Origin of the sequence: Flavobacterium psychrotolerans (assembly GCF_003097635.1) — a bacterium.
Taxonomy (GTDB): domain Bacteria; phylum Bacteroidota; class Bacteroidia; order Flavobacteriales; family Flavobacteriaceae; genus Flavobacterium; species Flavobacterium psychrotolerans.
Window position 1 is genome coordinate 91248 of record NZ_QCZI01000007.1, and the last position, 24337, is coordinate 115584.

At 33.5% G+C, this 24337-nt stretch carries 22 protein-coding genes; 11 read left to right on the forward strand and 11 right to left on the reverse strand.

Annotation, left to right across the window (positions count from 1 at the left end; translation table 11 throughout):
* Nucleotides 1-89: 89 nt before the first annotated feature.
* Nucleotides 90-749: an endonuclease III domain-containing protein gene (locus DB895_RS07325; protein ID WP_116724709.1), complete on the forward strand. Its 660-nt coding sequence runs from the start codon at nucleotides 90-92 to the stop codon at nucleotides 747-749.
* Between the two features lie 17 nt (nucleotides 750-766).
* On the opposite strand, the gene DB895_RS14260 is transcribed toward DB895_RS07325, so the two are convergent.
* Both DB895_RS14260 and DB895_RS07330 read right to left on the reverse strand, forming a co-directional pair.
* Nucleotides 767-910 carry a hypothetical protein gene (locus DB895_RS14260; RefSeq protein WP_166426944.1) on the reverse strand — a complete coding sequence of 48 codons (144 nt, stop codon included), beginning with the start codon at nucleotides 908-910 and terminating at the stop codon, nucleotides 767-769.
* Nucleotides 911-963: 53 nt separating this feature from the next.
* Nucleotides 964-1548, reverse strand: coding sequence for an RNA polymerase sigma factor (locus tag DB895_RS07330; RefSeq protein WP_116724710.1), 585 nt, complete (start codon nucleotides 1546-1548; stop codon nucleotides 964-966).
* 394 nt (nucleotides 1549-1942) lie between these two features.
* Between DB895_RS07330 and uvrA the strand changes: the two genes are divergently transcribed.
* Nucleotides 1943-4732, forward strand: coding sequence for an excinuclease ABC subunit UvrA (gene uvrA / locus DB895_RS07335; protein ID WP_116724711.1), 2790 nt, complete (start codon nucleotides 1943-1945; stop codon nucleotides 4730-4732).
* Between the two features lie 19 nt (nucleotides 4733-4751).
* Here the strand turns inward: uvrA and DB895_RS07340 are convergent, their stop codons facing one another.
* On the reverse strand, nucleotides 4752-5927 hold the full coding sequence (locus tag DB895_RS07340) for a GlmU family protein (RefSeq protein WP_116724712.1): 1176 nt from the start codon (nucleotides 5925-5927) through the stop codon (nucleotides 4752-4754).
* Between the two features lie 146 nt (nucleotides 5928-6073).
* Nucleotides 6074-6325 carry a type B 50S ribosomal protein L31 gene (locus tag DB895_RS07345; RefSeq protein ID WP_116724713.1) on the reverse strand — a complete coding sequence of 84 codons (252 nt, stop codon included), beginning with the start codon at nucleotides 6323-6325 and terminating at the stop codon, nucleotides 6074-6076.
* A 243-nt stretch (nucleotides 6326-6568) separates the two neighbouring features.
* On the opposite strand from DB895_RS07345, the gene DB895_RS07350 reads away from it, so the two are divergent.
* The 5 genes from DB895_RS07350 to DB895_RS07370 all read left to right on the forward strand — a co-directional run bounded on the left by DB895_RS07350 (nucleotide 6569) and on the right by DB895_RS07370 (nucleotide 12626).
* Entirely contained in the window at nucleotides 6569-7096 is a 528-nt protein-coding gene (locus DB895_RS07350; protein ID WP_116724714.1) for a DUF4199 domain-containing protein, read from the forward strand.
* Nucleotides 7097-7099: 3 nt separating this feature from the next.
* The gene (locus DB895_RS07355) at nucleotides 7100-8062 is read left to right on the forward strand and encodes a glycosyltransferase family 2 protein (protein WP_116724715.1); all 963 of its coding nucleotides are present in this window, start codon (nucleotides 7100-7102) and stop codon (nucleotides 8060-8062) included.
* Between the two features lie 112 nt (nucleotides 8063-8174).
* Nucleotides 8175-9902, forward strand: coding sequence for a phospho-sugar mutase (locus DB895_RS07360; RefSeq protein WP_116724716.1), 1728 nt, complete (start codon nucleotides 8175-8177; stop codon nucleotides 9900-9902).
* Nucleotides 9902-11728 carry an ABC transporter ATP-binding protein gene (locus DB895_RS07365; RefSeq protein WP_116724717.1) on the forward strand — a complete coding sequence of 609 codons (1827 nt, stop codon included), beginning with the start codon at nucleotides 9902-9904 and terminating at the stop codon, nucleotides 11726-11728. The genes DB895_RS07360 and DB895_RS07365 overlap by 1 nt, the downstream gene beginning before the upstream one ends.
* A gap of 196 nt (nucleotides 11729-11924) precedes the next feature.
* Entirely contained in the window at nucleotides 11925-12626 is a 702-nt protein-coding gene (locus DB895_RS07370; RefSeq protein WP_116724718.1) for a hypothetical protein, read from the forward strand.
* A 3-nt stretch (nucleotides 12627-12629) separates the two neighbouring features.
* Here the strand turns inward: DB895_RS07370 and DB895_RS07375 are convergent, their stop codons facing one another.
* From DB895_RS07375 to DB895_RS07400, 6 genes are all read right to left on the reverse strand, one after another.
* Nucleotides 12630-13913, reverse strand: coding sequence for an HlyD family secretion protein (locus DB895_RS07375; RefSeq protein ID WP_116724719.1), 1284 nt, complete (start codon nucleotides 13911-13913; stop codon nucleotides 12630-12632).
* A 53-nt stretch (nucleotides 13914-13966) separates the two neighbouring features.
* A complete protein-coding gene (locus DB895_RS07380) occupies nucleotides 13967-16207 on the reverse strand; it encodes a peptidase domain-containing ABC transporter (RefSeq protein WP_116724720.1) in 2241 nt (746 codons plus the stop codon).
* Nucleotides 16208-17551, reverse strand: a complete 1344-nt coding sequence (locus DB895_RS07385; RefSeq protein ID WP_116724721.1) for a DUF6734 family protein — start codon at nucleotides 17549-17551, stop codon at nucleotides 16208-16210.
* 1 nt (nucleotide 17552) lies between these two features.
* Entirely contained in the window at nucleotides 17553-19124 is a 1572-nt protein-coding gene (locus tag DB895_RS07390; RefSeq protein WP_116724722.1) for a thioredoxin domain-containing protein, read from the reverse strand.
* Between the two features lie 11 nt (nucleotides 19125-19135).
* Entirely contained in the window at nucleotides 19136-20224 is a 1089-nt protein-coding gene (locus tag DB895_RS07395; RefSeq protein ID WP_116724723.1) for a TlpA disulfide reductase family protein, read from the reverse strand.
* A 97-nt stretch (nucleotides 20225-20321) separates the two neighbouring features.
* Nucleotides 20322-20513 (reverse strand): hypothetical protein, encoded by a 192-nt coding sequence (locus DB895_RS07400; protein WP_116724724.1) that lies wholly within the window; start codon nucleotides 20511-20513, stop codon nucleotides 20322-20324.
* A gap of 424 nt (nucleotides 20514-20937) precedes the next feature.
* Between DB895_RS07400 and DB895_RS07405 the strand changes: the two genes are divergently transcribed.
* The gene (locus DB895_RS07405; RefSeq protein ID WP_166426945.1) at nucleotides 20938-21609 is read left to right on the forward strand and encodes a response regulator; all 672 of its coding nucleotides are present in this window, start codon (nucleotides 20938-20940) and stop codon (nucleotides 21607-21609) included.
* 212 nt (nucleotides 21610-21821) lie between these two features.
* Here the strand turns inward: DB895_RS07405 and DB895_RS14265 are convergent, their stop codons facing one another.
* Nucleotides 21822-21962 (reverse strand): hypothetical protein, encoded by a 141-nt coding sequence (locus DB895_RS14265; RefSeq protein WP_166426946.1) that lies wholly within the window; start codon nucleotides 21960-21962, stop codon nucleotides 21822-21824.
* Nucleotides 21963-22120: 158 nt separating this feature from the next.
* On the opposite strand from DB895_RS14265, the gene DB895_RS07410 reads away from it, so the two are divergent.
* From DB895_RS07410 to DB895_RS07420, 3 genes are all read left to right on the forward strand, one after another.
* Entirely contained in the window at nucleotides 22121-22738 is a 618-nt protein-coding gene (locus tag DB895_RS07410; RefSeq protein WP_116724726.1) for a hypothetical protein, read from the forward strand.
* Nucleotides 22739-22828: 90 nt separating this feature from the next.
* Nucleotides 22829-23419: a hypothetical protein gene (locus tag DB895_RS07415; RefSeq protein WP_116724727.1), complete on the forward strand. Its 591-nt coding sequence runs from the start codon at nucleotides 22829-22831 to the stop codon at nucleotides 23417-23419.
* Nucleotides 23420-23526: 107 nt separating this feature from the next.
* Entirely contained in the window at nucleotides 23527-24252 is a 726-nt protein-coding gene (locus DB895_RS07420; RefSeq protein WP_116724728.1) for a hypothetical protein, read from the forward strand.
* Nucleotides 24253-24337 lie beyond the last annotated feature (85 nt).

Genomic DNA, 24337 nt, shown 5'->3' on the forward strand with positions numbered 1-24337 from the left:
TTTTTAAATTTATCATATTTGTCTTTACTATTGATTTTTTGCAATTGCCACTAAAATTACCTTATTTTACAGTTCAAAATTAAACTAAAATGACCAAACGAGAACGTGTAACATTTGTTATAAATACGTTAAAAGAATTGTACCCCACCATTCCTATTCCTCTGGATCATAAAGATCCCTATACGTTGTTGATTGCGGTTTTGTTGTCAGCACAATGTACGGATGTTCGGGTGAATAAAATTACTCCCCTGCTTTTTGCAAAAGCAGACAACCCGTTTGATATGGTTAAAATGAGCGTTGAGGAAATTAAGGAAATCATTCGCCCTTGTGGTTTATCACCAATGAAGTCTAAAGGCATTCACGGTTTATCGAAAATTATCATTGAAAAATACGACGGAAAAGTACCCCAAAGTTATGAAGGTTTAGAGGAATTGCCTGCCGTAGGCCATAAAACAGCAAGTGTTGTCATGTCTCAGGCATTTGGCGTTCCCGCGTTTCCTGTTGATACCCACATTCACCGATTGATGTATCGATGGAATTTGACAAATGGAAAAAATGTAATTCAAACTGAAAAAGATGCGAAAAGGATATTTCCAGAAGCCCTTTGGAATGAACTGCATTTGCAAATTATTTGGTACGGACGGGAATATTCGCCCGCAAGAGGTTGGGATTTAGAAAAAGACATTATTACCAAAACGATAGGAAGAAAAACAGTTCTGGAAACCTATAATAAAAAAATATCCCGGTAATTACCGGGATGTTTTTTTTAATTAGCTATCGTTTCTATATTCATCTTACCCACTTTAATAAAGCGCAATGCTTTTGAATAATTTAGTAAAAAAGAAATAGTTTCTTTTTTAGGTTTCATAGTTTTTGTAACTAATGTTTTTTTAGAGTAAATTTTTGCCATATTGTAGTTTATAAATTTGTTACTACTACAACGTGACATTGTATCAAATATTGTTAATTCGTTAAAATAATTTGATGTTTATCAATTACTTTTCTCAAATTCATTAAAGCATAACGCATTCTACCTAAAGCTGTATTGATACTGACTCCCGTCAATTCTGATATTTCTTTAAAACTTAAGTCTTGATAAATGCGCATCACTAATACTTCTTTTTGATCGTCTGGTAACTCTTCAATAATTTTCCTTAAATCTTTTTCGACTTGATCGGAAATCATTTGGTTCTCAATGGTCATGGAATGATCGGTCATGATAGAAAAGATAGAAAACTCCTCCGTTTCTCTAAATAGAGGCATCTTTTTATTTCTCCTAAAATGGTCAATGATCAAATTATGGGCAATTCGCATCACCCAAGGTAAAAACTTACCTTCTTCGTTATAGGAATTAGATTTTAAGGTTTTAATGACTTTTATAAAAGTATCCTGAAAAATATCGTCCGAAATATCCCGATCCGAAATTTTAGAATAGATGAAGCCGAAAATTTTTGATTGGTGCCTATTAATTAATGTTGACAAAGCGCTTTCGTCGCCAGCCATATAATTTTTAACTAATAATGCATCTGGAATTTGTACGTTAACCATAAAATTACCTTTTAATTTTTCATTAAAAAAATTTCGAGAAGTCTCTCTAAAAAGTAGTTTTTATTATAGGCGAATGTTAAAGTTGAATTAAATAATAACCAAATATAGCATAAAAAAATTTCATTAAGCAAACATTAACTTTAAAATTAACAGTTGATACACAATAAAAAAATAAAAAAGCTTACATTTACTGACCTTACGTAGGATATGCAAATAAAAACTGCATATTAAGTTAAGCAACATTTTTGTAATTAATTTTGATTGTTAAATCCTTCAATAGTTGCAGAATTCAAAGCAGAATATCTCCTTTTTCTGTTGTACCAAATAATTAGTTTTACAGTATTACTTTATCACTTTATAATTAATTATCTTTGCGAATATTCTCTTTTTACCTATGCTTACAAAGGACATTACAACACTCGACCCCAAAAAAAACATTATCATTAAAGGCGCTCAAGTTCACAACTTGAAAAATCTCGATGTAGCTATTCCTAGAAACAAATTAGTGGTTATTACCGGACTTTCAGGTTCCGGAAAATCGAGTTTGGCTTTTGACACTTTATATGCTGAAGGACAACGAAGATATGTAGAGAGTTTGTCTTCTTATGCCCGACAATTTCTTGGACGATTAGACAAACCAAAAGTAGAATACATCAAAGGGATTGCACCTGCTATTGCCATTGAACAAAAAGTAAATACGACCAATGCCCGTTCCACCGTTGGAACATCCACAGAAATCTACGATTATTTAAAATTACTTTTTGCGAGAATCGGCAAAACCTATTCGCCAATTTCTGGCCATGAAGTCAAGAAAAATACCGTTACCGACGTCATCAATGCCGTAAAATCATTTGAATTGGAAAGCAAATGGTTGCTCCTGTCCCCTATTCATCTGGAAGAGGGCAGAAAACTGGAAGACAAACTAAAAGTGTTACTCCAGCAAGGATTTGCTCGTATACTAGTAAATAATGAGATGGTGCGTTTAGATGAAATAGACCAACATTCATTAGACAACAAAGACATAGTACTCATCATTGACAGAATCGTAGTAAAAGAAGAGGATGAATTTTACAATCGATTGTCTGATGCCGTACAGACCGCATTTTTTGAAGGAAAGGGAATTTGCTACTTGCAAGAATTAAATTCGGACAAACGATTTACATTCAGCAATAATTTTGAACTCGATAGCATTACATTTTTGGAACCGAATGTGCACCTTTTCAGTTTCAATAATCCGTATGGAGCTTGTCCCGTTTGCGAGGGTTATGGCAATATCATTGGGATTGATGAAGAATTAGTGATTCCAAACACCGCATTGTCCATATATGAAAATGCCATTTATGCGTGGCGCGGAGATAGCATGAGTTGGTATCGCGACGAATTGATAAACAACGCCTACAAATTTGATTTTCCTATCCATAAGCCCTACTATCAATTTACGGAAGAGCAAAAAGAAATTCTCTGGAATGGAAACAGCTATTTTATGGGACTGAATGATTTCTTCAAGGAACTGGAAGAGAAAAATTACAAAATTCAAAATCGGGTTATGCTTTCGCGTTATCGGGGAAAAACCAAATGCTATTCCTGCAAAGGCAAGCGCTTACGAATTGAGGCTTCTTATGTAAAAATTGACGGAAAAACCGTTTCTGATTTGGTGGATTTACCCATCAAAAAACTGGTTTCATTTTTTGACGGATTGCAACTGAATGATTTTGACCAAAAAGTAGCCAAACGTCTTCTCATAGAAATCAACAACCGTTTACGCTTTTTAGTGGAAGTCGGGTTGGATTATTTGACCTTAAACAGAAATTCAGCGACGCTTTCCGGTGGAGAATCCCAACGCATCAATTTGGCAACTTCGTTAGGAAGCAGTTTGGTAGGATCCATGTACATTCTGGATGAACCCAGCATAGGCTTACACCCAAAAGATACCGAACGCTTGATAAAAGTCTTGCTTTCACTTCGCGATTTGGGCAATACCGTAATTGTGGTAGAACACGATGAGGATATCATGAAAGCCGCCGACATGATTATAGATATTGGTCCTGAAGCGGGAACTCATGGTGGCGAATTGGTTGCGCAAGGAACATTTGCTGAAATCTTGAAATCGACTTCTTTAACTTCAAAATATTTGAATGGCGATTTAAAAATTGAAGTGCCTCGAATCAGACGAAAATGGGGAACGTACATCGAAATTATTGGTGCTCGAGAGAACAATTTGCAAAATGTGGATGTCAAATTTCCTTTGGAAGTGCTGACCGTAATTACAGGAGTTTCGGGAAGCGGAAAAAGCACCTTGGTCAAGAAAATCCTGTTTCCGGCCATGCAAAAAAAATTAGATGGAGTTGGTGAAAAAGCAGGACAATTCACGGAGATGCGTGGCTATTACCACAAAATCCAACATATCGAATACGTTGATCAAAACCCAATTGGAAGAAGTTCCCGTTCTAATCCTGTAACTTATATTAAAGCTTATGATGACATTCGGGATTTGTATGCCAAGGAAAAGCTAGCTAAAATTAGAGGCTATCAGCCCAAACATTTCTCTTTTAATGTCGATGGCGGGCGTTGTGAAACCTGCAAAGGCGAAGGTTCCATCAATGTAGAAATGGTTTTTATGGCCGATGTCTCCTTGCCTTGCGATACCTGCAACGGAAAACGTTTTAAAAAGGAAGTGCTCGAAATCTATTTTGAAGGCAAGAATATTGACGATATTTTGACCATGACTATTGATGATGCGGTTACTTTTTTTACAGAAACAAAGCAAACCAAAATCTCACAAAAACTGCAACCTTTACAAGATGTTGGCTTGGGTTATGTACAATTGGGGCAATCGTCTTCTACGCTTTCCGGCGGTGAAGCCCAACGTATCAAATTGGCTTCGTTTCTGGTAAAAGGAAGCACGAAAGAAAAAGCGTTATTTGTATTTGACGAACCCACAACGGGATTGCATTTTCACGACATCAAAAAACTATTGACTTCTTTTGATGCCTTAATTGATAAAGGACATTCCATTATCGTGATAGAACACAACCTGGATTTGATAAAATGCGCCGATTGGATTATTGATATTGGCCCAGAAGGCGGAGAAAACGGCGGTCAAATTCTTGCTATTGGAACTCCTGAAGAAATCATCAAAAACCAAGACTCAATTACTGGTAAATATTTGAAGGAAAAGCTGTGAAAATTAATTTTCTAATTATTTACTCTTTTCTCCACTTTTTAGTTTCCTCAAAAACGTATTCTAAAATCCGAGCTTCTTTTTCGTCAAAATCGACGTGACGGCGTGACATTACAATTCTTGCGGTTTCAAACGCTTTTTTGGTAATATAAGTGGTAAAACCAGATGCGCCACCCCAAGAGAAACTCGGGATGAAATTACGAGGGAATCCGCTACCAAAAATATTGGTACTCACTCCCACTACGGTTCCTGTGTTGAACATCGTATTTATACCGCATTTACTATGGTCCCCCATCATTAATCCGCAAAACTGAAGTCCTGTTTTCTTGAAACCTTCGGTTTCATAACTCCACAACTTCACTTCTTCATAATTGTTCTTTAGGTTTGAATTGTTGCTGTCTGCTCCAATATTGCACCATTCCCCCAAAACCGAATTTCCTAAAAATCCGTCATGCCCTTTGTTCGAATATCCAAAAAGGACTGAATTATTTACTTCTCCTCCAATGCGGCAATGCGGCCCAACCGTAGTGGCGCCATATACTTTGGTAGCTAGTTTTACTTGGGCTTCTTCACATAAGGCAAATGGCCCACGAATTACGGAACCTTCCATGATTTCGGAGTTTTTTCCAATATAGATAGGCCCAGTGGATGCATTTAAAGTAACAAATTCCAGTTTTGCCCCTTCTTCAATAAAAATATTTTCAGGAGAAATCACGTTGACACTTTTAGGAATGGGTTGTGATTTCCGGTCTTCCGTTAAAAGTTCAAAATCTTCTCGGATTGCAGCATCATTTTTGGCAAATATATCCCAAGGATTGGCAACAAAAAGACAGTCCTCATTGTATTCAATAATTTCATACTCGTTAAAATCGACTTCTTCCTGAGATTCTTGCGTAAAAAAAGCAATGACCTCATCCCCTTTGAAAATAGCTTGATTGGGCTCAAGATTAGAAACCATTTCTGACAAAATCTCATTGGGTAAAAAGGAAGCATTAATCATTACGTTTTCTTCCATTTCGACCATTGGATATTTTTCGGACAAATATTCTTCCGTTAATGTTGTGGTAGTAGACCCTAAATGTCTTTCCCATTTTTCACGAATAGTTAAAATCCCGATGCGAATGTCTGCTACTGGACGCGTGAAAGTAAAAGGGAGTAATGCAGTTCTAACCGTTCCGTCAAAAAGGATATAGTTCATAATATTTATTGTTAGAGACGATGCATTGCATCGCCAGTACTTTATACAGGTATCAAAGTTACGAAGTTAAAGAATAAAATAATCAATATAAAATAAAAAAGCCTCGCAAATTGCGAGGCTTAATGCTATTTAAAAATCGATAAATATTATTTAGCGTGTTTAGCGTATTTGGTTTTAAATTTATCAATACGACCTGCTGTATCAATAAGTTTAGATTTACCAGTATAAAAAGGATGAGAAGTTCTGGAAATTTCCATTTTTACAACTGGGTATTCAACACCGTCAACTGTAATTGTTTCTCTAGTATCTGCAGTAGATTTAGTGATAAAAACATCTTCATTTGACATGTCTTTAAAAGCAACTAATCTGTAATTTTCTGGGTGAACTCCTTTTTTCATCTTGTGAATCTTTTTATTTGATTGATTATAACTTGTTTTGAAGCTTTTCTTTTAACAGAAAAGGTATAAACACATTATAATTTTTTGTTTTTACTTTATTATTTTGAGTGTGCAAATTTACAATTATTTTTCAATAATCAAATCTTTACTTGTTTTTTTTTCGTGAATATCTAAAAGGTTTTTTGACCGCATAATAATGGGAATTGTTATATTTGTAGATTAATTTTAAACAACATCTGTTTTATGGTAGCCTTGAGAAAAAATTCATTGAATTTCGGTTTGTTTTTGGGAGTGTTTTTGGTAGTTATGACCACGCTGATTTATGCTATAGACATCAGTTTATTTACAAGTTCATGGATAGGTATTGTAAACGTAATCATCATTACAGGGTTCGGTGCATTTGCAGCAATGAAATACAAAAAAAGTATCGGAGGATTTATTACTTATAAAGAAACCTTTTCAAGTTATTTTATAACGGTAGCGCTGGGCTTTTTTATTTCTACCGCATTTAGCATTCTACTTTTTAATCTTATCGATCCCGAAGCCAAGACTATTATCACGGAAAACATCATCAAATATTCGGTTACTATGATGGAAAAATTTGGAACTAAAGCTGCCGACATCAACAAAATGATTGAAGAAATGCAAAAATCAGACCCTTTTGGAACCATGGGACAAGTAAAAGGTTTTGCGTTTAATTTGATTGTTTATAGCATAATAGGTTTAATTATCTCTTTAATCATTAAAAGAGACCGACCTCAAAGTATTTAATTAATGAATTTATCCATTATAATTCCGCTTCTTAACGAAGAAGAATCCTTACAGGAACTCCATAAATGGATTGTTGCCGTGATGAAAGCCAATAACTACAGCTACGAAGTGATCTTTATTGATGACGGAAGTACCGATAGTTCTTGGTCAATAATCGAGCAACTGTCTGCTGAAAACCTAAATGTAAAAGGCATTCGATTTCTGAGAAATTTTGGAAAATCACAGGCATTGCACGCTGGTTTTGCAAAAGCGCTGGGCGATGTCGTGATTACGATGGATGCCGACTTACAGGACAACCCAGAAGAAATTCCGGATTTGTACACCATGATTATCAATCAAAATTTCGATTTGGTTTCAGGTTGGAAAAAGAAACGATACGATTCGGTTTTTGCAAAAAACTTACCTTCCAAATTATTCAATTGGGCAGCAAGAAAAACTTCGGGAGTACAGCTTAATGATTTCAATTGCGGGTTGAAAGCCTATAAGAATGCGGTAGTAAAAAACATAGAAGTTTCTGGAGAAATGCACCGTTACATTCCGGTTTTAGCGAAAAATTCCGGTTTTGGAAAAATTGGCGAAAAAGTAGTAAAACACCAGGCTCGAAAATATGGTGAAACTAAATTTGGAATGGATCGTTTTGTAAACGGTTTTTTAGATTTAATTACCATTTGGTTCCTTTCCAGATTTGGAAAAAGACCCATGCACTTGTTTGGTGCTTTGGGATCAATAATGTTTATCATTGGATTTCTTTCGGCGGGATTTATTGGGTTTATGAAACTCTATAAGTTATACCACGGTTTACCCTATGATTTAGTGACCAACAATCCTTGGTTTTACATTTCGCTTGCCACTATGGTTATTGGAACGCAATTGTTTTTGGCCGGATTTCTAGGTGAAATCATTTTAAGAACAAAAAATAATGAGGAACGGTACAAAATTTCTAATGAAGTAAATTTAAACAATTAAAATAATAACATCGTAGCAACTAGCCCTGATGGAAGCGGCATCCTTTTTCTTTTTTCTTTAAAAAGGAAAAGATACAGCGAACAGCTGGAAAAGCTACAAAAAAAGAAAAAACATGAAGATAGAACAAAACATTTTAACTGCAGTAAATGAATGGCTAACTCCAGTATTTGATACTGAAACGCAAGAGTCCATTAAAAAAATGATGACTTCTTCCCCAAAGGAATTAGAAGAAAGTTTTTATAAAAATCTGGAATTCGGTACTGGGGGAATGCGCGGTGTGATGGGACCTGGAACCAATCGAATTAACAAATATACCTTAGGAAAAAACACGCAGGGTCTTTCAAATTACATGCACCAGGTTTTTCCCGGTAGAGAATTAAAAGTCGCAATTGCATTTGACTGTCGCCATAATAGTCAATCATTAGCAAAAGTGGTTGCTGATGTTTTTTCGGCGAATGGTATAAAAGTGTACTTATTCTCTGATATGCGTCCAACTCCTGAATTGAGTTTTGCTTTGAAATATTTAGGTTGTCAAGCCGGAATTGTGCTTACTGCTTCACACAATCCACCCGAATATAATGGATATAAAGTATATTGGGAAGATGGTGGACAACTTGTTCCGCCTCAAGATGCTGAAATTATTAATGTTATTGAAAATTTAAAATACGACGAAATTAAATTTCAGGCAAATGAAGATTTAATACAATTTATTGACACCGAAATCGATGACGCTTTTATAAAATCTTCGATAGCAAACGCCAGTTTTGACACTGCTGCTACCGCAAAAGAAAATCTAAAAATTGTATTTACTTCATTGCACGGGACTTCCATAAAAGCAGTGCCACAAACTTTAGCGAAAGCAGGGTACACTAATGTAAATATTGTCCCTGAACAAGCGGAACCAAACGGTGATTTCCCTACAGTGAAATCTCCAAATCCGGAAGAGCCGGAGGCATTGACTATGGCTTTATCCCTAGCAGAAAAATTAGGTGCCGACATTGTTGTAGGAACCGATCCTGATTGTGACAGATTAGGCGTTGCCGTTAGAAATAATGACGACAAAATGATATTACTGAACGGAAATCAAACTATGGTGATGATGACTGCCTTTTTATTGGAACAATGGAAAAAAGCAGGAAAAATAGACGGAAAACAATTTATTGGCTCCACCATCGTTTCCACACCAATGATGATGGAACTAGCAACCGCTTATAACGTGGAATGCAAAATTGGGTTAACTGGTTTTAAATGGATTGCCAAAATGATTAAGGATTTTCCGGAGCTAAAATTCATTGGTGGTGGCGAAGAAAGTTTTGGATTCATGGTAGGCGATGCCGTTCGTGATAAAGACGCTGTTGCAGCTACTTTACTAATGTGCGAAATTGCAGCTCAGGCAAAAGCCAAAGGAAGTTCCGTATACAAAGAATTACTAAAATTATATGTCGATTTCGGTTTTTACAAGGAACATTTAGTTTCATTAACAAAAAAAGGAATTGAAGGACTGTCCGAAATCAATAAAATGATGGTTGAAATGCGTACCAATCCCGTAAAAGAAATCAATGATCAAAGAGTAATTATGTTAGAAGATTACAAAATTTCTGTTGCTAAAAATTTATTAACAGGAGAAGAAGAGACAATGAATGTGCCAAAATCGGATGTGTTGATTTATTATACGGAAGATGGCGCTAAAATTGCGGCACGACCAAGCGGAACAGAACCAAAAATCAAGTTTTATGTTAGCGTAAATGCCAAATTGGATTCAGTTGAAAATGCACCCGAAGTGGAAGCAAATTTAGACGCGAAAATCAAAAACATTTTGCTGGATTTAAAAATCATTTAATGAACAATTTCAAAAAAATATTTCCTTTTATATTACCTTATAAAAAGTATGCTTATCTAAATATTTTTTTTAATATTTTATATGCTTTGTTCAGCACACTTTCCTTCATGGCGTTAATCCCCATGATGCAAGTGCTATTTGACCAAACTAAAAGAAACACCTCCATGCCTGTTTGGCATGGAATTGTTCATGTGAAAGGTTTTTTTGAAAATTATTTAAGCTATTTCATCACCACTTCAACGGACAATTATGGGGTTGGATACACATTGTCCATCATGGTTTTTGTTATTATTTCCATTTTTTTGCTCAAGAATTTATGCGACTATTTTGCCTTGTTTTTTATCACTTTTTTGCGGAACGGGATTTTGAGGGATATGCGAAATGCGATGTACAAAAAAACCATCGATTTGCCACTGTCCTTTTTCTCTGAAAAAAGAAAAGGCGACACCATTTCCAGAATTGCAGGCGATGTCAGCGAAGTTCAATCTTCTTTCTTATCCATTCTCGAAATGGTGGTTAAAGAGCCCTTGACGATTGTTTTCACCATCATTATGATGTTTGCCATCAGCACAAAACTTACGATTTTTGTATTCATTTTCATTCCGCTTTCGGGCTATGTGATTTCCCTGATTGGGAAACAATTAAAAAAACAATCTACCCGAGCACAACAGGAACAAGGTACCTTTTTATCCACTATTGAAGAAACTTTAGGTGGCTTGAAGGTGGTAAAAGGATACAATTCTGAAAATTATTTCAACAGAATTTTTCAAGAATCTACTCAGCGCTTTTTCGATTTATCCAATAACATTGGAAACCGTCAAAATTTGGCTTCTCCCGTAAGTGAATTTATGGGGATTATGGTTATTGCCATTTTACTTTGGTATGGCGGACATATGGTTTTGATTGAAAAGTCACTCAATGGCGCCTCTTTTATTGCCTACATGGGATTAGCTTATAACATTTTGACACCTGCAAAATCAATTTCAAAAGCATCATACAGCATCAAAAGAGGGAATGCTGCTGCAGAACGGGTTTTGGAAATTTTAGAACAAGAAAACCCTATTACCAGTAAAGTTAATGCGATAAAGAAAGATGTTTTCAACGACAAAATCACCATTCGGAACATCAATTTCAAATATGAAAAAGAAACGGTTTTAAAGGATTTCTCTTTGGATGTTAAGAAAGGACAAACCGTTGCTCTTGTTGGCCAATCCGGTAGTGGAAAAAGTACCATTGCCAATTTGCTCACTCGCTTTTATGATGTTAATGACGGAGAAATTTCTATTGACGGAATCGGTATTAAAGATTTAAACTTAAAATCGCTGCGTGGATTGATGGGATTGGTAACACAAGACAGCATCTTGTTTAATGACACCATAAAAGCCAACATTTCCTTAGGAAAACTAGACGCCTCCGATGCAGAAATTATTGAGGCCTTGAAAATTGCCAATGCTTATGAATTTGTCCAAGATTTACCAGACGGGATTTACACCAACATTGGCGACAGCGGAAACAAATTATCTGGCGGACAAAAACAACGCTTAAGTATAGCGCGTGCGGTTTTAAAAAATCCACCCATCATGATTTTGGACGAAGCCACGTCGGCCTTGGATACTGAAAGCGAAAAACTGGTTCAAATTGCGCTTGAAAACATGATGCAGAACAGAACCTCGATTGTTATCGCCCACCGACTTTCGACTATTCAAAAAGCAGATGTGATTGTAGTCATGCAAAAAGGCAAAATCGTGGAACAAGGCAATCATGAAACATTAATTGCTTTAAATGGAACGTATAACAAATTGGTTTCGATGCAGTCATTTGAATAAAAAATAAATAATTTATGACACAACGTTATTTTGCAATCCTATTTATTATACTATCTGGAGGAATAATATTAAGCTTAAATTATTTTATTGGTGAAGAAAAAGTATCTTATTGGTCAGCAAGATTATTGATTATCTGGATTTTAACGGGCTTTTATTTGGGACAATACTCGAATAAATATCCTAAAGAATAGGCTAAATGTATATTAACGACAACAACATCAATCAACCAGAAGACCCAAACACTATCGTTTGGAAATATCTAGACTTGTCCAAATTTGTCGATTTGTTGTTGTACAGAAAATTGTTTATGTCCAGATCGGACAAGTTTGAGGATCAATATGAAGGTACTTTTAGTGAGCCCACGTATGAGGAAATCAAGAAACTTTCCACCAACAATCCTGACTTTTTAGATTATTACAAAACCCACCGTAAAAATGTGGTTATTAGCAGTTGGCACATTAATGAATATGAATCCTTCGCGATGTGGCAAATTTTTACCCAGAAAAGCGAAGGTTTGGCCATCCAATCGACTTTGGGAAGATTGCAGAAAGCTTTGGTTCCTGAAATTCACTACGAACAATACATTGGGGAAGTCAATTATATTGATTACAAAAAGGAATACATTCCGTTTGATAATACTTTTTTTCCGTTTTTGTTCAAGCGGAAAAGTTTCCAGTACGAACGAGAGATTCGGATCATCTCCGATGTGACTTCCCATAACCTAACCATTGACAATGGATTGAAAATTGACGTGGACATCAACCAAATCATTGAAAAAATTTACATTCATCCCAAATCAGAAAACTGGTATAAAAATTTGGTGATAGAATTGGTAAAACGATTGGGTTTTGATTTCGAGATTGAAAAATCAGATTTGGAAAGCGATATTTTGATTTAGGTTCTATCTTGTAAAAATATCCCGAAACTGATATAACAATCGCTCTATCAATCGTAAATCTTCGGTAACAATATCGGCAGTACCAGACATTTCTTGCTGAAAAGTGATCTGTTTTTTATATGAAGTTTCCAATCCTTTTGGCAATGAAACATTCAATAACAAATTACCGTCTTTATCAGGAGTTAGTGAGATTGCTTTCACTTTTCCTTTCAGTATTCCAAATTGGCTATCCGGATAATTTGCCAATCGAATATTAACCGTTTGACCCACTTTTATTTTACCCGAATTCTGTGCAGGAGCTTTTACTTTTCCAATATATCCATTTTCATTTGTTGGAATAATGGCAAATACATTGTCACCAGCATTTACGGTTTGGTTTGCTGTCCAAATTTGCAAAAAAGTAACTTTCCCATCAATTGAGGAACGCAAAACATAATTTAATTCCCAATCTTTAATAGTTTTTTTTAATTGGTAAAAGGCTTGAATTACATTGCGTTCCAAGTTCACATTCTCCTTACTTTCATTAATCTGAGTGGTTTTACTATTTTTATTAAGTTCGTTCAATGACGATTTCAATTGCGAAATAGTACTTAACAAACTCTTATAATTTCTATCAACTTGAAGATAAGTAAGTTTGTGTTTTTCGAGTTCCTGTGTAGCTATTATTCCTTTGTTGAATAATCCATCATATCTATTTAAGTCACTTTTTTCTAAAACCAATTCATTTTGATTAATGCTTTTTTGGGATTCTAATAAACTCAATCGTTCTTTAAGTTGCATAGCTTCATAGTTTTGCGCTGTACCTTCTACTTGATAGGGTTGCAATTTTGCATTCAATTCGTCTGCAATACTTTCTTTTTGAAATACCGCAAAAGCACTTTCCACTTCGCCAAGTTGAGTCGATTTTAATAAGTCAAAAGGGAATTTACTTTTATCAATATTTATAGTATCTACAATGTTTTTTAATAAAAACACATCCTGATAATTGGCCGCATTTTCAATAACGGCAAGAGGCGTATTTTTTTTGATTATTTTTTTATCGGTTACTAAAACAGCTTCAATCCTACCTGATGTTTTTGCAATTAATTTTCCGGGAGGAATATTGGTGGTAATTGTAATTTCAGTTGTGACAACATCGGGGTATTCAATAAACCATGATGTAAAAAGCAACATCAAGATAATACAAAAAACAACAATCGTTCCCCAACGAATCATCCAATGTGGTACTCGTGTAAGGATTTCTTGTACTTCTTCGCTTCGTAAATCTAAGGCTGTATTCTCGGTCATTATTTCTCTTTTTATATCTGAAATCAAAAATCGTTACTCATCATTCTAAAATCTTAGGTTCCCAATTGCAATTGATTCCGTACCAATTCAAAATAACTGCCTTTCAATTTAACCAATGATTCATGATTTCCCATTTCAATTATCTTTCCTTTTTCTAAAACCACAATTTGGTCAGCATTCATAACTGTACTCAACCTATGGGCAATAACCACAACCGTTTTGTTTTTAAAGAAAATATCCAATTTTCGCATAATTTCTTTTTCGTTATTAGCATCGAGTGCTGATGTAGCTTCATCAAAAAACAGCATTTCCGGATTTTTATACACCGCTCTGGCGATGAGTAATCGTTGTTTTTGCCCAGTACTCATCCCCACGCCCTCCATCCCTATTTTGGTATTATAACCCAACGGCAAACCCGAAATATATTCTTTAATATTTGCCACATCCGAAGCATAAACCAACCGTTTCTTATCAATACTATCAACTCCAATAGCGATATTATTGGCAATCGTATCATTAAAAATATAGCCTTCCTGCATAACCGCTCCAATATTGGCACGCCATGTTCGTTGCGCTAAATTTTTCAAGTCAGTCATTGCGAGGGGTTGCGAGGCACGAAGCAAAGCAATCTCATCTTTTTTTGTTGCGAGCCTAATATTACCACTATTAGGCTCATAAAACTTCAACAACAACTTCATCAAAGTGGTTTTTCCGCTTCCGCTAGTGCCTACGATAGCCGTTATTTTATGTGCTGGAATGGTAAGGTTTAGATTTTCTAACACGTTGCTATCCGAACCAATATACCTAAAAGACAAATCCTTGATTTCAATACTGCAATCTTTGGGGAAATCATGAATTTGATGTTCTTCTTGTTGGGATTCATCCTCTTTATCATGAATTTCTGATAATCGAGCAAGGGAAATTTTGGCATCTTGTACCTCTCTAATAAAATTTATCAATTGCACAATCGGGCCATTCAAACTCCCTACAATACTGCTTATCGCCATCATCATACCTAAGGTGATTTGTCCGTCAATGACCAGTTTTGCCGAAAGAAAAATAATGATAATATTCTTTAATTCATTAATGAAATTAGAACCTATGTTTTGCGTTTGCTCCAAAACCAACCCTTTCATGGAGACTTTAAACAATCTCGCCTGAACGTATTCCCAACCCCAACGTTTTTGCTTCTCGGCATTATACAGCTTAATTTCCTGCATCCCGCTAATAAGTTCTATTACCTTACTTTGTTCCTGACTCATTTCGGAAAATCGTTTGTAATCCAATAGTTCCCTGCGTTTCAGAAAAAGAACAACCCAGACAAAATAAAGTAAACTACCTGTAAAGAAAACTGCAAATATTTTTAAATTATAATAGGCTAAAATGCCTCCCATAATTACCATATTTATCAGCGAAAACAATACGTCAAGTGATGAAGTGGTAAGAATTCTTTCAATTCTATGATGATCATTAATGCGTTGCATAATATCGCCCGTCATCCTGACATCAAAAAATGAGATAGGCAAATTCATCAATTTTATGAAGAAATCCGAAATAAGTGAAATATTAATTCGAGTGGACAGATGCAATAATATCCAGCTTCGTATCAGTTCCAATGCTGTTTTTCCAAAAAACAAAAACAACTGCGCAAACAGAATCAAATAAATGAAATGAATATTCTGGTTTTGTATTCCGACATCTACAATACTTTGCGTCAGGAAAGGAAAAATAAGTTGCAACAAACTCCCAGCCAATAAACCAATGATTAACTGGATTACGAACGATTTATAAGGGATAATATATTTTGCCAAAAGCGAAAACCCAAACTTGTTTTTATCCTCGTGGTCAAATTCAGTCTGATAAAACTTTGGTGTAGGCTCCACTAAAAGAGCGATGCCTTCTTCTGTAGTTTCAGTGGCATTATTGCCTATCCAAAACTTAATGAATTCCTGTTGATGGTATTCAATTAATCCAATGGCAGGATCAGAAATAAAATAAATGCCTTTCTTTATTTTATAAAGCACCACAAAATGTTGTTTATTCCAATGCAAAACACAAGGCAATGGCACTTCTTGTAACTTTTCAACATTAATTTTTACGCCTAACGTTCTAAATCCAATTTTTTCGGCCGCATCGCTTAACAACAATAAATTACTCCCATCACGATTGGTTTCGCTGTAATCACGTAACTCTTGGATATTTATTATTTTGCCGTAATGCTTACTTATAATTTTTAAGCAGGTTGCACCACAGTCTTTATTGTCAGCTTGTTTATAATGGGGAAACTTTTTCAATTATATGGAATAAATACTGATTATTTTTATAATAAGATAATTTCTCAACCTATTGTTTATCAATGATAAAAACTCTGATTTTGATTCTTCGTCCTCTTCATCGTCAAAATAGGTTGCGATTTTTTCAATGAAATTAAAATATCGAATTGGTTTTGATAGCTCAGATACTATTATTTCATCAATCTCGTCTAAATCGTACATTCTCGGAATATGATTTATTTCTGAAATCTCTAAACTTTCAAAAGATTCATTATCTATATTAATATCCTTTTTTTCAAAACCAGTCAATTTTGCAATCCAAAAATCCTGATTTTTAGATAAAAAAGTGTCCAATTTATTTGGAAGATTTTCATTGTACAAATCACGTTTCAATAAAAAATGTTTGGGTTTAAAATTTAATGATTTTAGTTCTAATTCAAATTTCGTGACTAATTCCGCAACTTTTTTGGTATCTAAAAAATCTATTTCCTGAAAGTCTTTATTCTCTTCATTTATAACTTTGGCTAACATTGAATACTGCTCAGGATAATATTTCATGACATAAACTTCCATTGCTTTACAAACGGTCGGGCTTCTTTTATAAACTCCCAATAAATGCAGATAGGTTTTAAGTGGCACTTTATCAAAATCCCCGAATCCTTTATAATCATTATCTAAGGAAACTTCTGAAAACAGATAATCTATGTTTTGGTTTGTTACATTAGCGAATTCTTTAAAAAGTACTTGCTCAAAGAAAATATTGAAGTTTAAAGCATCAATACCGTCAGAATTAAATTTATTTTTTTCCACAAATTCAATACTCTTCCTTGTGTAATCTTTAAAGAAATCAAGATTTGTACCGCCTATAATTCCCATATTACAAGCAAAATTACTCCTGCCATCATGATAATCACCCATTTCATCAGGTAAAAAAGTAAGTTGAGGATAAATAACATCCCATCGTTTACGATAATAATCTGTAGCAATTTCCAAATTTTGTGTAACTAGATTAGAATTAATAAATTTATCTGTTAATGATTCCCAAACAAAAACATCACCATCCACATGAATAAAAGGGGCTGTCTGTAATTGAAATGTTCTTACTTTAGCTATAGCCCAAAGGTTTTTGTTATGATGATTTAATTCATCTAAAACAACGTGAACTTTTGTATAAGGCAATTTTAACTTTTCTATAAGTATTTCATAACCAAAACTATCCGTATATAACTCTACTTCATCATGGTATTTTACCAATTGATGGCAACTCAATATCCAGCTTATCCAATTGTGTTTATAGGAATACCATCCATAACTGTTAGTAAATTCTTTTTGATTGCCCGACCAAAAGCTTTGTATTATTTTCATTCTAAAAATTATTATCCTCAATCAGTTCATTTACAAAAAATTCCAAATTTTCCCTTTCATAATTTTTTGGATATTCATAACCATTTATAAAAACAGCGGGAGTATAATTAAAATCATTAGTTGTACACCAATTATTATGATTGCTGTATACGGCATCAATTTTCATATTGTTTAAGTTAGTAGTTTGATATTTTTGCAACCAATTTGCAACATCTTTATTATTAAACCAATCTTTTAAAGCTTCTTTAAAAACAGATTCCCCTTTTTCAAAATAGATACTCATTAAGTTTCTAAAAAAAGCTTTTCTTTCTTCATTTTCAAAATCTAAATCCGCCTTTATTACTATTTTTACTTGTATATCTTGATTGTATTTTTCTAAGATTTTCTCAATTATTTCATCAATATTTTTGCAATGTCCACAAAATGGATTTGTTATTAAAGTCAATACTGTTTTGCTTTCGGGATTTCCTAAAACAATTGAGACAATTGGTAATTCTATTTTTTCTTTTGACAGCAAAGTATTTTTAAAAATTTCATAATTTCGAACAAATCTATTGGCTTTCAATTGAAATTCTTTCAAATCTTTTTGTTCGGTAAGAGTATTTTTCAGTAATGACCAAACTAACGCTGTAAACAAAAATACAAATCCATATAAGACCACTGGTTTAAACGAAATATCAAAATTTAAATTTATTGATAAAACCAAATAGACTATCTCTAACAGTAGAACAGTAATGATTACCAAACAAATTGGACACCATTTTTTTTCTACAAATTTCTGAAAATACAATGAAAGGAATATAATAGGAAGGGCACAAAAAATTAATATTTCTTGAATACAAAAAAACATGGCTGAATCTCCCGAAACAATAAATAGTAATAATGTAAAAAATTGGGAAGCAAAAAAAACAATACTTAAATCACTAAAATTGACAAACTTAAAAATTTTCCATTTGTCCGAGTCAACTATAGTAGTACAACTTGTAGAAGCCGTTATATTACAAAAGTTGTTTATCAACTCGCTTTTGGCTCCAAACAAATCCTTTAGGGCAGCGAACGAGAATAAAAAGCCAACAACTGGAAACACAAAAAATAATTTCGTTAGTAAACTCGTTTCAAATTGAAATAGCATTACTAAAAAAATTCCCAAGCACAACAAAGGCAAAACCCAAGACAATTTATTTATCTTCGATTTAGCTTCCTCAAGTACCGATTTTTCTACTAAAAGCACTATACCCTGCCATCTTGATTCTAATGACACTTTTGATATTTCTGAAGTTTTCTTATCTTTAGTAAAAAAGTATTTATCTGACTTTCTATCAACAAAATAAAGTCGAGGTTTATCATTATCTTCTTTTAGAAGTGCTACAAAACGGTCGGGTAATAACTCTATTTCAGAAACTGAAATATGAATGGCTCCGTTTTCAATATTAAAAAAGTTCAATGAATCCGATATTGATAATATAGACGGATAATCCGGATGTGATTGTATCTGGAATAAAAATTCAAATTTGTCAATAGCGATGTTTTCCTTTTCCAAATAATAGAAAAGGTAATTAAAATTTTCGTTCATAGTGTTTGGGATTATTTTTTTAGATTACCTTCAAGTATTTTTTCTAATTCTTGAGGACTAACATTTTTAGCAATGACGTTACCGAATCCGTCAACTAAAAAATTATTTGGCACTGCCATAATTCCGTATTTTATTGCCGTTTTAGACAAAAAACCACCCTTATCATTTACATTATCCCACATTAAATTATCTTTTTGAACGGCTTTTAGCCATTTATCTTTACTGTCATCTATTGAAACCCCAAGAATTTGGAACCCTTTAGTTTCTATTACAAACTTTTTATTTTTAAATTTGTTATAAACTCTAATTAGTTCAGGAAACTCCCTTCTACAAGGCCCACACCAACTAGCCCAAAAATCAATTAATAAATAGGCTCCTCTATAATTTCTAGTATCTATTAACACCCCTTTAGTGTCATATAATTTAAAATTAGTTATTTTACCACCTGTATTTATGTTTCCCTCATCAAAAATCTTCTTTCTAAGATTTACAATCGCATATTTATTTTGATAATCTAAATTCAATTTTTTATAAATCTGTTTTAGTTGTTCTTTATTTAATATTGAATCCGACGACATTTGATCTAATAGAATTCCAGTATAACTGTTCTTTGGATTTTTTGTCAATATATTAATCAATTTCTTATACAATTTTTCATTCCAATCAATTTTTTTTTCATATGTCAATTTATACTTTTCAAAATCTTTCTGAATTAAAGCGGTTTTTGTTCCCAATACTGAATTCAAAACTGAATCGTACTCTGTAACGCCATTAATTGTATTTTTTCTAATAGTAATATTTATTGTAATCGATACGTTTTCTATATAAACAGCATCATCTAAAGGACCTGTGATTGTTCCCAACGTTGCTGCACAAGGAAAAGGCACTTTTCCTTTAAAATGAAATTTATTCTCCTTAACAAGACAGCTATCTTTTATATTGTTATAAAATAAATAAATATAACCTGTATATTCACCTTTAATGTTTCCATTAAGAATAAAACCTTCATTATTATTTTTATCGAAACCGGTCAGAAAAATTAAAAACGAAAACATTGATAAAATCAAAATAATTTTCTGGATATTGTTTAAAAGTTTCATTATATATTTTGTTTAATAAATTAGACAACTGATAGTCTCTTTGTATATTTCATTTTAGAATTCGTACTTATCAGTTGCCTAATTTAGATTAGATTTATTAGATGCAACCTGTTATATGATGGCAAGATTTTGCTCCTCCGATAGTGGGAGAGCACACTTCACAATGTCCACATTCAGAATCCATTGTACACCATTTAGTACCAGAAGAGTAATCACAACCACCTGAAATCATTCTCATTTCGTCTCTTTTAAGACCGTTTTTAACGTCTTTTAAACTAATTTTTTTCATAATTTTAAAATTTTTTTGTTAAACATTTTTCTAAAAAAATTTCCTAATTATCATTTTATCAATCCACCATGTGCACTTGGTTTAATTTAAAAACGAATTAAGATAATTTTTAGCTAAATTAATTGCTCTTTTTTATTTCATTTTACGGTTTTTTGATGAAAATATTACGGTTTTTTGGTTTTAGTGTATTAGAGTATGTGTTTTTGTGAATGGCAACACAAACTATATCTACAAAGGACTGAATATAAAAGTACTATATCTTTTTTAAGGATGTAGTATCAATAATAATAAAAGAAAACAGCATTTTTATTTGCAATTTAACAGTCCCAATACTGCTAATTTTACGGCAAAACTATATTTCTACTATACTATAATTTGAATAGCGTCGTTAATGTACTAATGTAAATTTTGACCGATGACACAAATGCCTGCAAAAAAAAATATTTTAATTGTTGATGATCATCCAATGTCCGTTGATGGTTACGTAATGCTGTTGTCTTCAATAGAAATAAACAAAAATGCGAAATATCATTTGGCATATAATTGCAAGGAAGCCTACAATCTATTAAAAGAATTGGAAACCAATAACACGGCAATAGACATCGCCTTTTTTGATATAAACATGCCTCCTTATGACGAAAAAAAGATAATGTCCGGCACTGATTTAGCGGTCTTACTAAGAAAAACGTCTCCCGCCTCCAAAATAGTTATTTTATCTTATCACGAGGAACCCATTTTGGTCAACAAAATTTTTAAAAGCATAAAACCAGAAGGATTTATTTCTAAAGGGGATGTTAATTATCGATTTTTTCCGGAAGTTTACAAAAAGATAATGGACAATGATTTTTATTTTAGTCCTTCAATCATTAAATCACAAAAACATTTTATTCAAAAAGACTTCAAGTGGGACGAACACGACAGTAAAATTGTGCTGTTAATTTCCCAAGGTATAAAAACCATAAACCTGCCCAAATATATTCCTCTTTCTTTGAGTGCCATCGAAAAAAGAAAAGCCAATATCAAAAAACAACTCGTTTTTGGCACTGGTACTGACCTAAAAATGTTAGAAATTTTGAAAACATTTGGTTTTATATAGTTTAGAAAAATCAATTTCTAGAAATAGAGTAATTATCAAAAAACTACATCAGTAATGGTGTAGTTTTTTGTTTTATAAACTATTTACTATAACAAAAACAAGTCTCTATAAATTAAAAAACACCGTAAAAAATTTGCCGAAAAACCGTAATATAATTCAAAATGAATTAACGAACCTTAGCGCGACCAACTAAAGAGAAAATTGGGCTGATTTTATTTTACAGAAGTGCTGTGGGTTTGACCAGACACTCTAGGGACTTGACTGGACGGTCTGTGGGCTTGACCCGATGCTCTGGAGGTTTGACCAGCCGGACTGTGAACTTGACTGAAACGACTGTGGGCTTGACCAGACACTCTGGGGGTTTGACTGGAGCGTCTGTGGGTTTGACTGGACGGATTGGGGATTTGACTAGCGAGGCTACAAACCAGTGCGTAAACACTAAAATTTAGATTACCCCCGTAAACAAGGGGATTCACACTTAATTAGTAACCAATTATAAACAAGCACATTTATGAAATCACAGGATTATCTTCCGCATTCAGAAGCCGAACAAGCGATTTGGCTTACCAGTTTTAAAACCAACTTGGCTACACAAGGCGCCGCCGTGGGACTTGTTGCAGCTCAAATTACCACCACAACCACATCAGCCAACAATATTATTGTTGCGCTAAACGATGTCGAGACCAAACGGGTGGCTTATAATCAGGCTACTACCCAAAAGGAAACGGTGAAAAAAAATGAGCTTAAAACCCTGCGTGACACGGTGGCAAAAATTAAAACCAATTCGGGTTATACAGAGGCTATTGGGAAAAGCCTAGGCATAGTGGGCGGTGTTGTCCTCTTTGATGCGCTAAACTACAAAGCCACTATCACGGCAGAACGGTTTGCAGGATACATTCGCATTAAGTTTACAAAAAACGGTACCGACGGCATTAACCTATACCACCGCAAAAAAGGCGAAGTGGCATGGCAGTTTTTAGCCCGCGACACTAAAAGTCCATATGACGACCACATAACGCTTGAAACCGCAGGCCAACCCGAACATTGGGAATACCGCGCCTATGGCGTGATAGACGATGCCGAAATAGGGCAAGCCAGCGACATTATAGAAATGGTGTTTGGTGGGTAAATTAGGGATTTAGCCCCATCAGGGTGTTTTATAAAAAACAGGAAGCCGAAAACTGGAGTGAAGAGTAGGTAAATTGACTAAAACTACAAAATGAAACAATCAGAAAAATTAGATATTATCTTAAAAGCATTATATGGATCCAGATTTGATGGGAGATATTATTCTATTGGAGCAATATTAGAGAATTTAAACATTGAATTTGATCCATTTATTGAATTACGAATGTTGGCTAAAAGACTAGAAGATGACGGATTAATAAAAACCATTTTCTCTAGAAATGATGCCTCCGCAACCTTGACATCTATTGGTATTGACTACTGTGAAGGTAATTCATATACATATATCGGTAAGTCATTAATAACTAATAATTATCATATGAATATTACAAATAGCCCAAATGCAAATATTGTTTCTAAGTCCTCCAATGTAACAATAAAAATCACAAATTATGGAGAGATTAAAAGAACAATTGAAAATTTAAGAAATTCAATTTCTAATCATGAAGAAATTGATTTAGATAAAAAACAAGAAATGTTAGAATGTGTAGATGAAATAGAAACAAATATTGATGCTGGAAAAAAGCCAAAATATTCTTTTACCGCATTATCTCATATGGCAGGAAGCCTTTCAGAAGTAGGTCTTTTTGTCATTGAACTAGGTAAATTAATCTTCGATAAATAAAAAAATTCACCTTATAAATTAAAATTATTTCTTAACTTTCTGTGATTGCTAAGTTAGCATGTCCAAACTCTTAGAAACCGTTTAAAGAAATAAAAAAAAATTAAAAAATGGAAAATAGAAATTTAGAAGTATATCATTTTAGTCTTTATTCGACCGATGACTTAAAAACAAAAGTAGATTATTCAAATATTTACGGAAAAGATATTTATGACATATTAAAATCAGATTTAATTAAATTTTTAGATGATTTAGGTCCAAATCAAGTATTTGGAAAAACCATAAACATTGATAGTGTTGAAGGAAAATCAGTTTTAAAGTCAAATAATACTTTAAGAATTATATCCGGAAAAATCAAAGTTGGTGATGATGATGGCAAAGAACAAGATTTTACAAATGGAGGAAAAATGAAAGAAGTAGTTTACACTAAGAAAAAAGGAACCTATGCTAGACGTCCTTTTTACTTTATGATTATTGCACCGAAAAACAAAAAAGTTGGTTTTATTATTTTAGAAAAAGAAGGTGTTCATTCATGTAAAAAAACATTTATAAAAGCTTTGCAAATTTTTGTTAAACAAAAATTATCTTCTCTTTTGTTAAGAGAAGAAAAATTTATTGAAGACGATATTATAAAAAACTATATTTCTAATGGCAACTACGATAAAATAAGTTTAACAAGAAGCAAATTACCCAAAGATTTGTGTGATTTATATTTGGGAGACTATGAAGAAGATGGAGAATATCAAATAGAATTAAATATTTTAAACCCGTTGGGTGTAATTGATGAAAATTTAAATTATAGAATAAATAAAAAATTGAACCACATAGAAACATAGAAAAAAAGAGTTGGATAGCCCAATATTTGGGTTCACATGGCTATGTTTTTCTCAAATAAAGTGAAACGCCTTTCAAAATTCATAA

What these genes read in the sequence shown, in the direction of transcription:
- DB895_RS07370 (WP_116724718.1), top strand. Translation starts at nt 11,925, where the DNA reads ATGTATATTAACGACAACAACATCAATCAACCAGAAGACCCAAACACT.
- DB895_RS07360 (WP_116724716.1), top strand. Translation starts at nt 8,175, where the DNA reads ATGAAGATAGAACAAAACATTTTAACTGCAGTAAATGAATGGCTAACT.
- DB895_RS07350 (WP_116724714.1), top strand. Translation starts at nt 6,569, where the DNA reads ATGGTAGCCTTGAGAAAAAATTCATTGAATTTCGGTTTGTTTTTGGGA.
- DB895_RS07340 (WP_116724712.1), bottom strand. Translation starts at nt 5,927, where the DNA reads ATGAACTATATCCTTTTTGACGGAACGGTTAGAACTGCATTACTCCCT.
- DB895_RS07405 (WP_166426945.1), top strand. Translation starts at nt 20,938, where the DNA reads ATGCCTGCAAAAAAAAATATTTTAATTGTTGATGATCATCCAATGTCC.
- DB895_RS07385 (WP_116724721.1), bottom strand. Translation starts at nt 17,551, where the DNA reads ATGAAAATAATACAAAGCTTTTGGTCGGGCAATCAAAAAGAATTTACT.
- DB895_RS07390 (WP_116724722.1), bottom strand. Translation starts at nt 19,124, where the DNA reads ATGAACGAAAATTTTAATTACCTTTTCTATTATTTGGAAAAGGAAAAC.
- DB895_RS07415 (WP_116724727.1), top strand. Translation starts at nt 22,829, where the DNA reads ATGAAACAATCAGAAAAATTAGATATTATCTTAAAAGCATTATATGGA.
- DB895_RS07325 (WP_116724709.1), top strand. Translation starts at nt 90, where the DNA reads ATGACCAAACGAGAACGTGTAACATTTGTTATAAATACGTTAAAAGAA.
- DB895_RS07330 (WP_116724710.1), bottom strand. Translation starts at nt 1,548, where the DNA reads ATGGTTAACGTACAAATTCCAGATGCATTATTAGTTAAAAATTATATG.
- DB895_RS07355 (WP_116724715.1), top strand. Translation starts at nt 7,100, where the DNA reads ATGAATTTATCCATTATAATTCCGCTTCTTAACGAAGAAGAATCCTTA.
- DB895_RS07365 (WP_116724717.1), top strand. Translation starts at nt 9,902, where the DNA reads ATGAACAATTTCAAAAAAATATTTCCTTTTATATTACCTTATAAAAAG.
- DB895_RS07420 (WP_116724728.1), top strand. Translation starts at nt 23,527, where the DNA reads ATGGAAAATAGAAATTTAGAAGTATATCATTTTAGTCTTTATTCGACC.
- uvrA (WP_116724711.1), top strand. Translation starts at nt 1,943, where the DNA reads ATGCTTACAAAGGACATTACAACACTCGACCCCAAAAAAAACATTATC.
- DB895_RS14260 (WP_166426944.1), bottom strand. Translation starts at nt 910, where the DNA reads ATGGCAAAAATTTACTCTAAAAAAACATTAGTTACAAAAACTATGAAA.
- DB895_RS07400 (WP_116724724.1), bottom strand. Translation starts at nt 20,513, where the DNA reads ATGAAAAAAATTAGTTTAAAAGACGTTAAAAACGGTCTTAAAAGAGAC.
- DB895_RS07375 (WP_116724719.1), bottom strand. Translation starts at nt 13,913, where the DNA reads ATGACCGAGAATACAGCCTTAGATTTACGAAGCGAAGAAGTACAAGAA.
- DB895_RS07410 (WP_116724726.1), top strand. Translation starts at nt 22,121, where the DNA reads ATGAAATCACAGGATTATCTTCCGCATTCAGAAGCCGAACAAGCGATT.
- DB895_RS07395 (WP_116724723.1), bottom strand. Translation starts at nt 20,224, where the DNA reads ATGAAACTTTTAAACAATATCCAGAAAATTATTTTGATTTTATCAATG.
- DB895_RS07345 (WP_116724713.1), bottom strand. Translation starts at nt 6,325, where the DNA reads ATGAAAAAAGGAGTTCACCCAGAAAATTACAGATTAGTTGCTTTTAAA.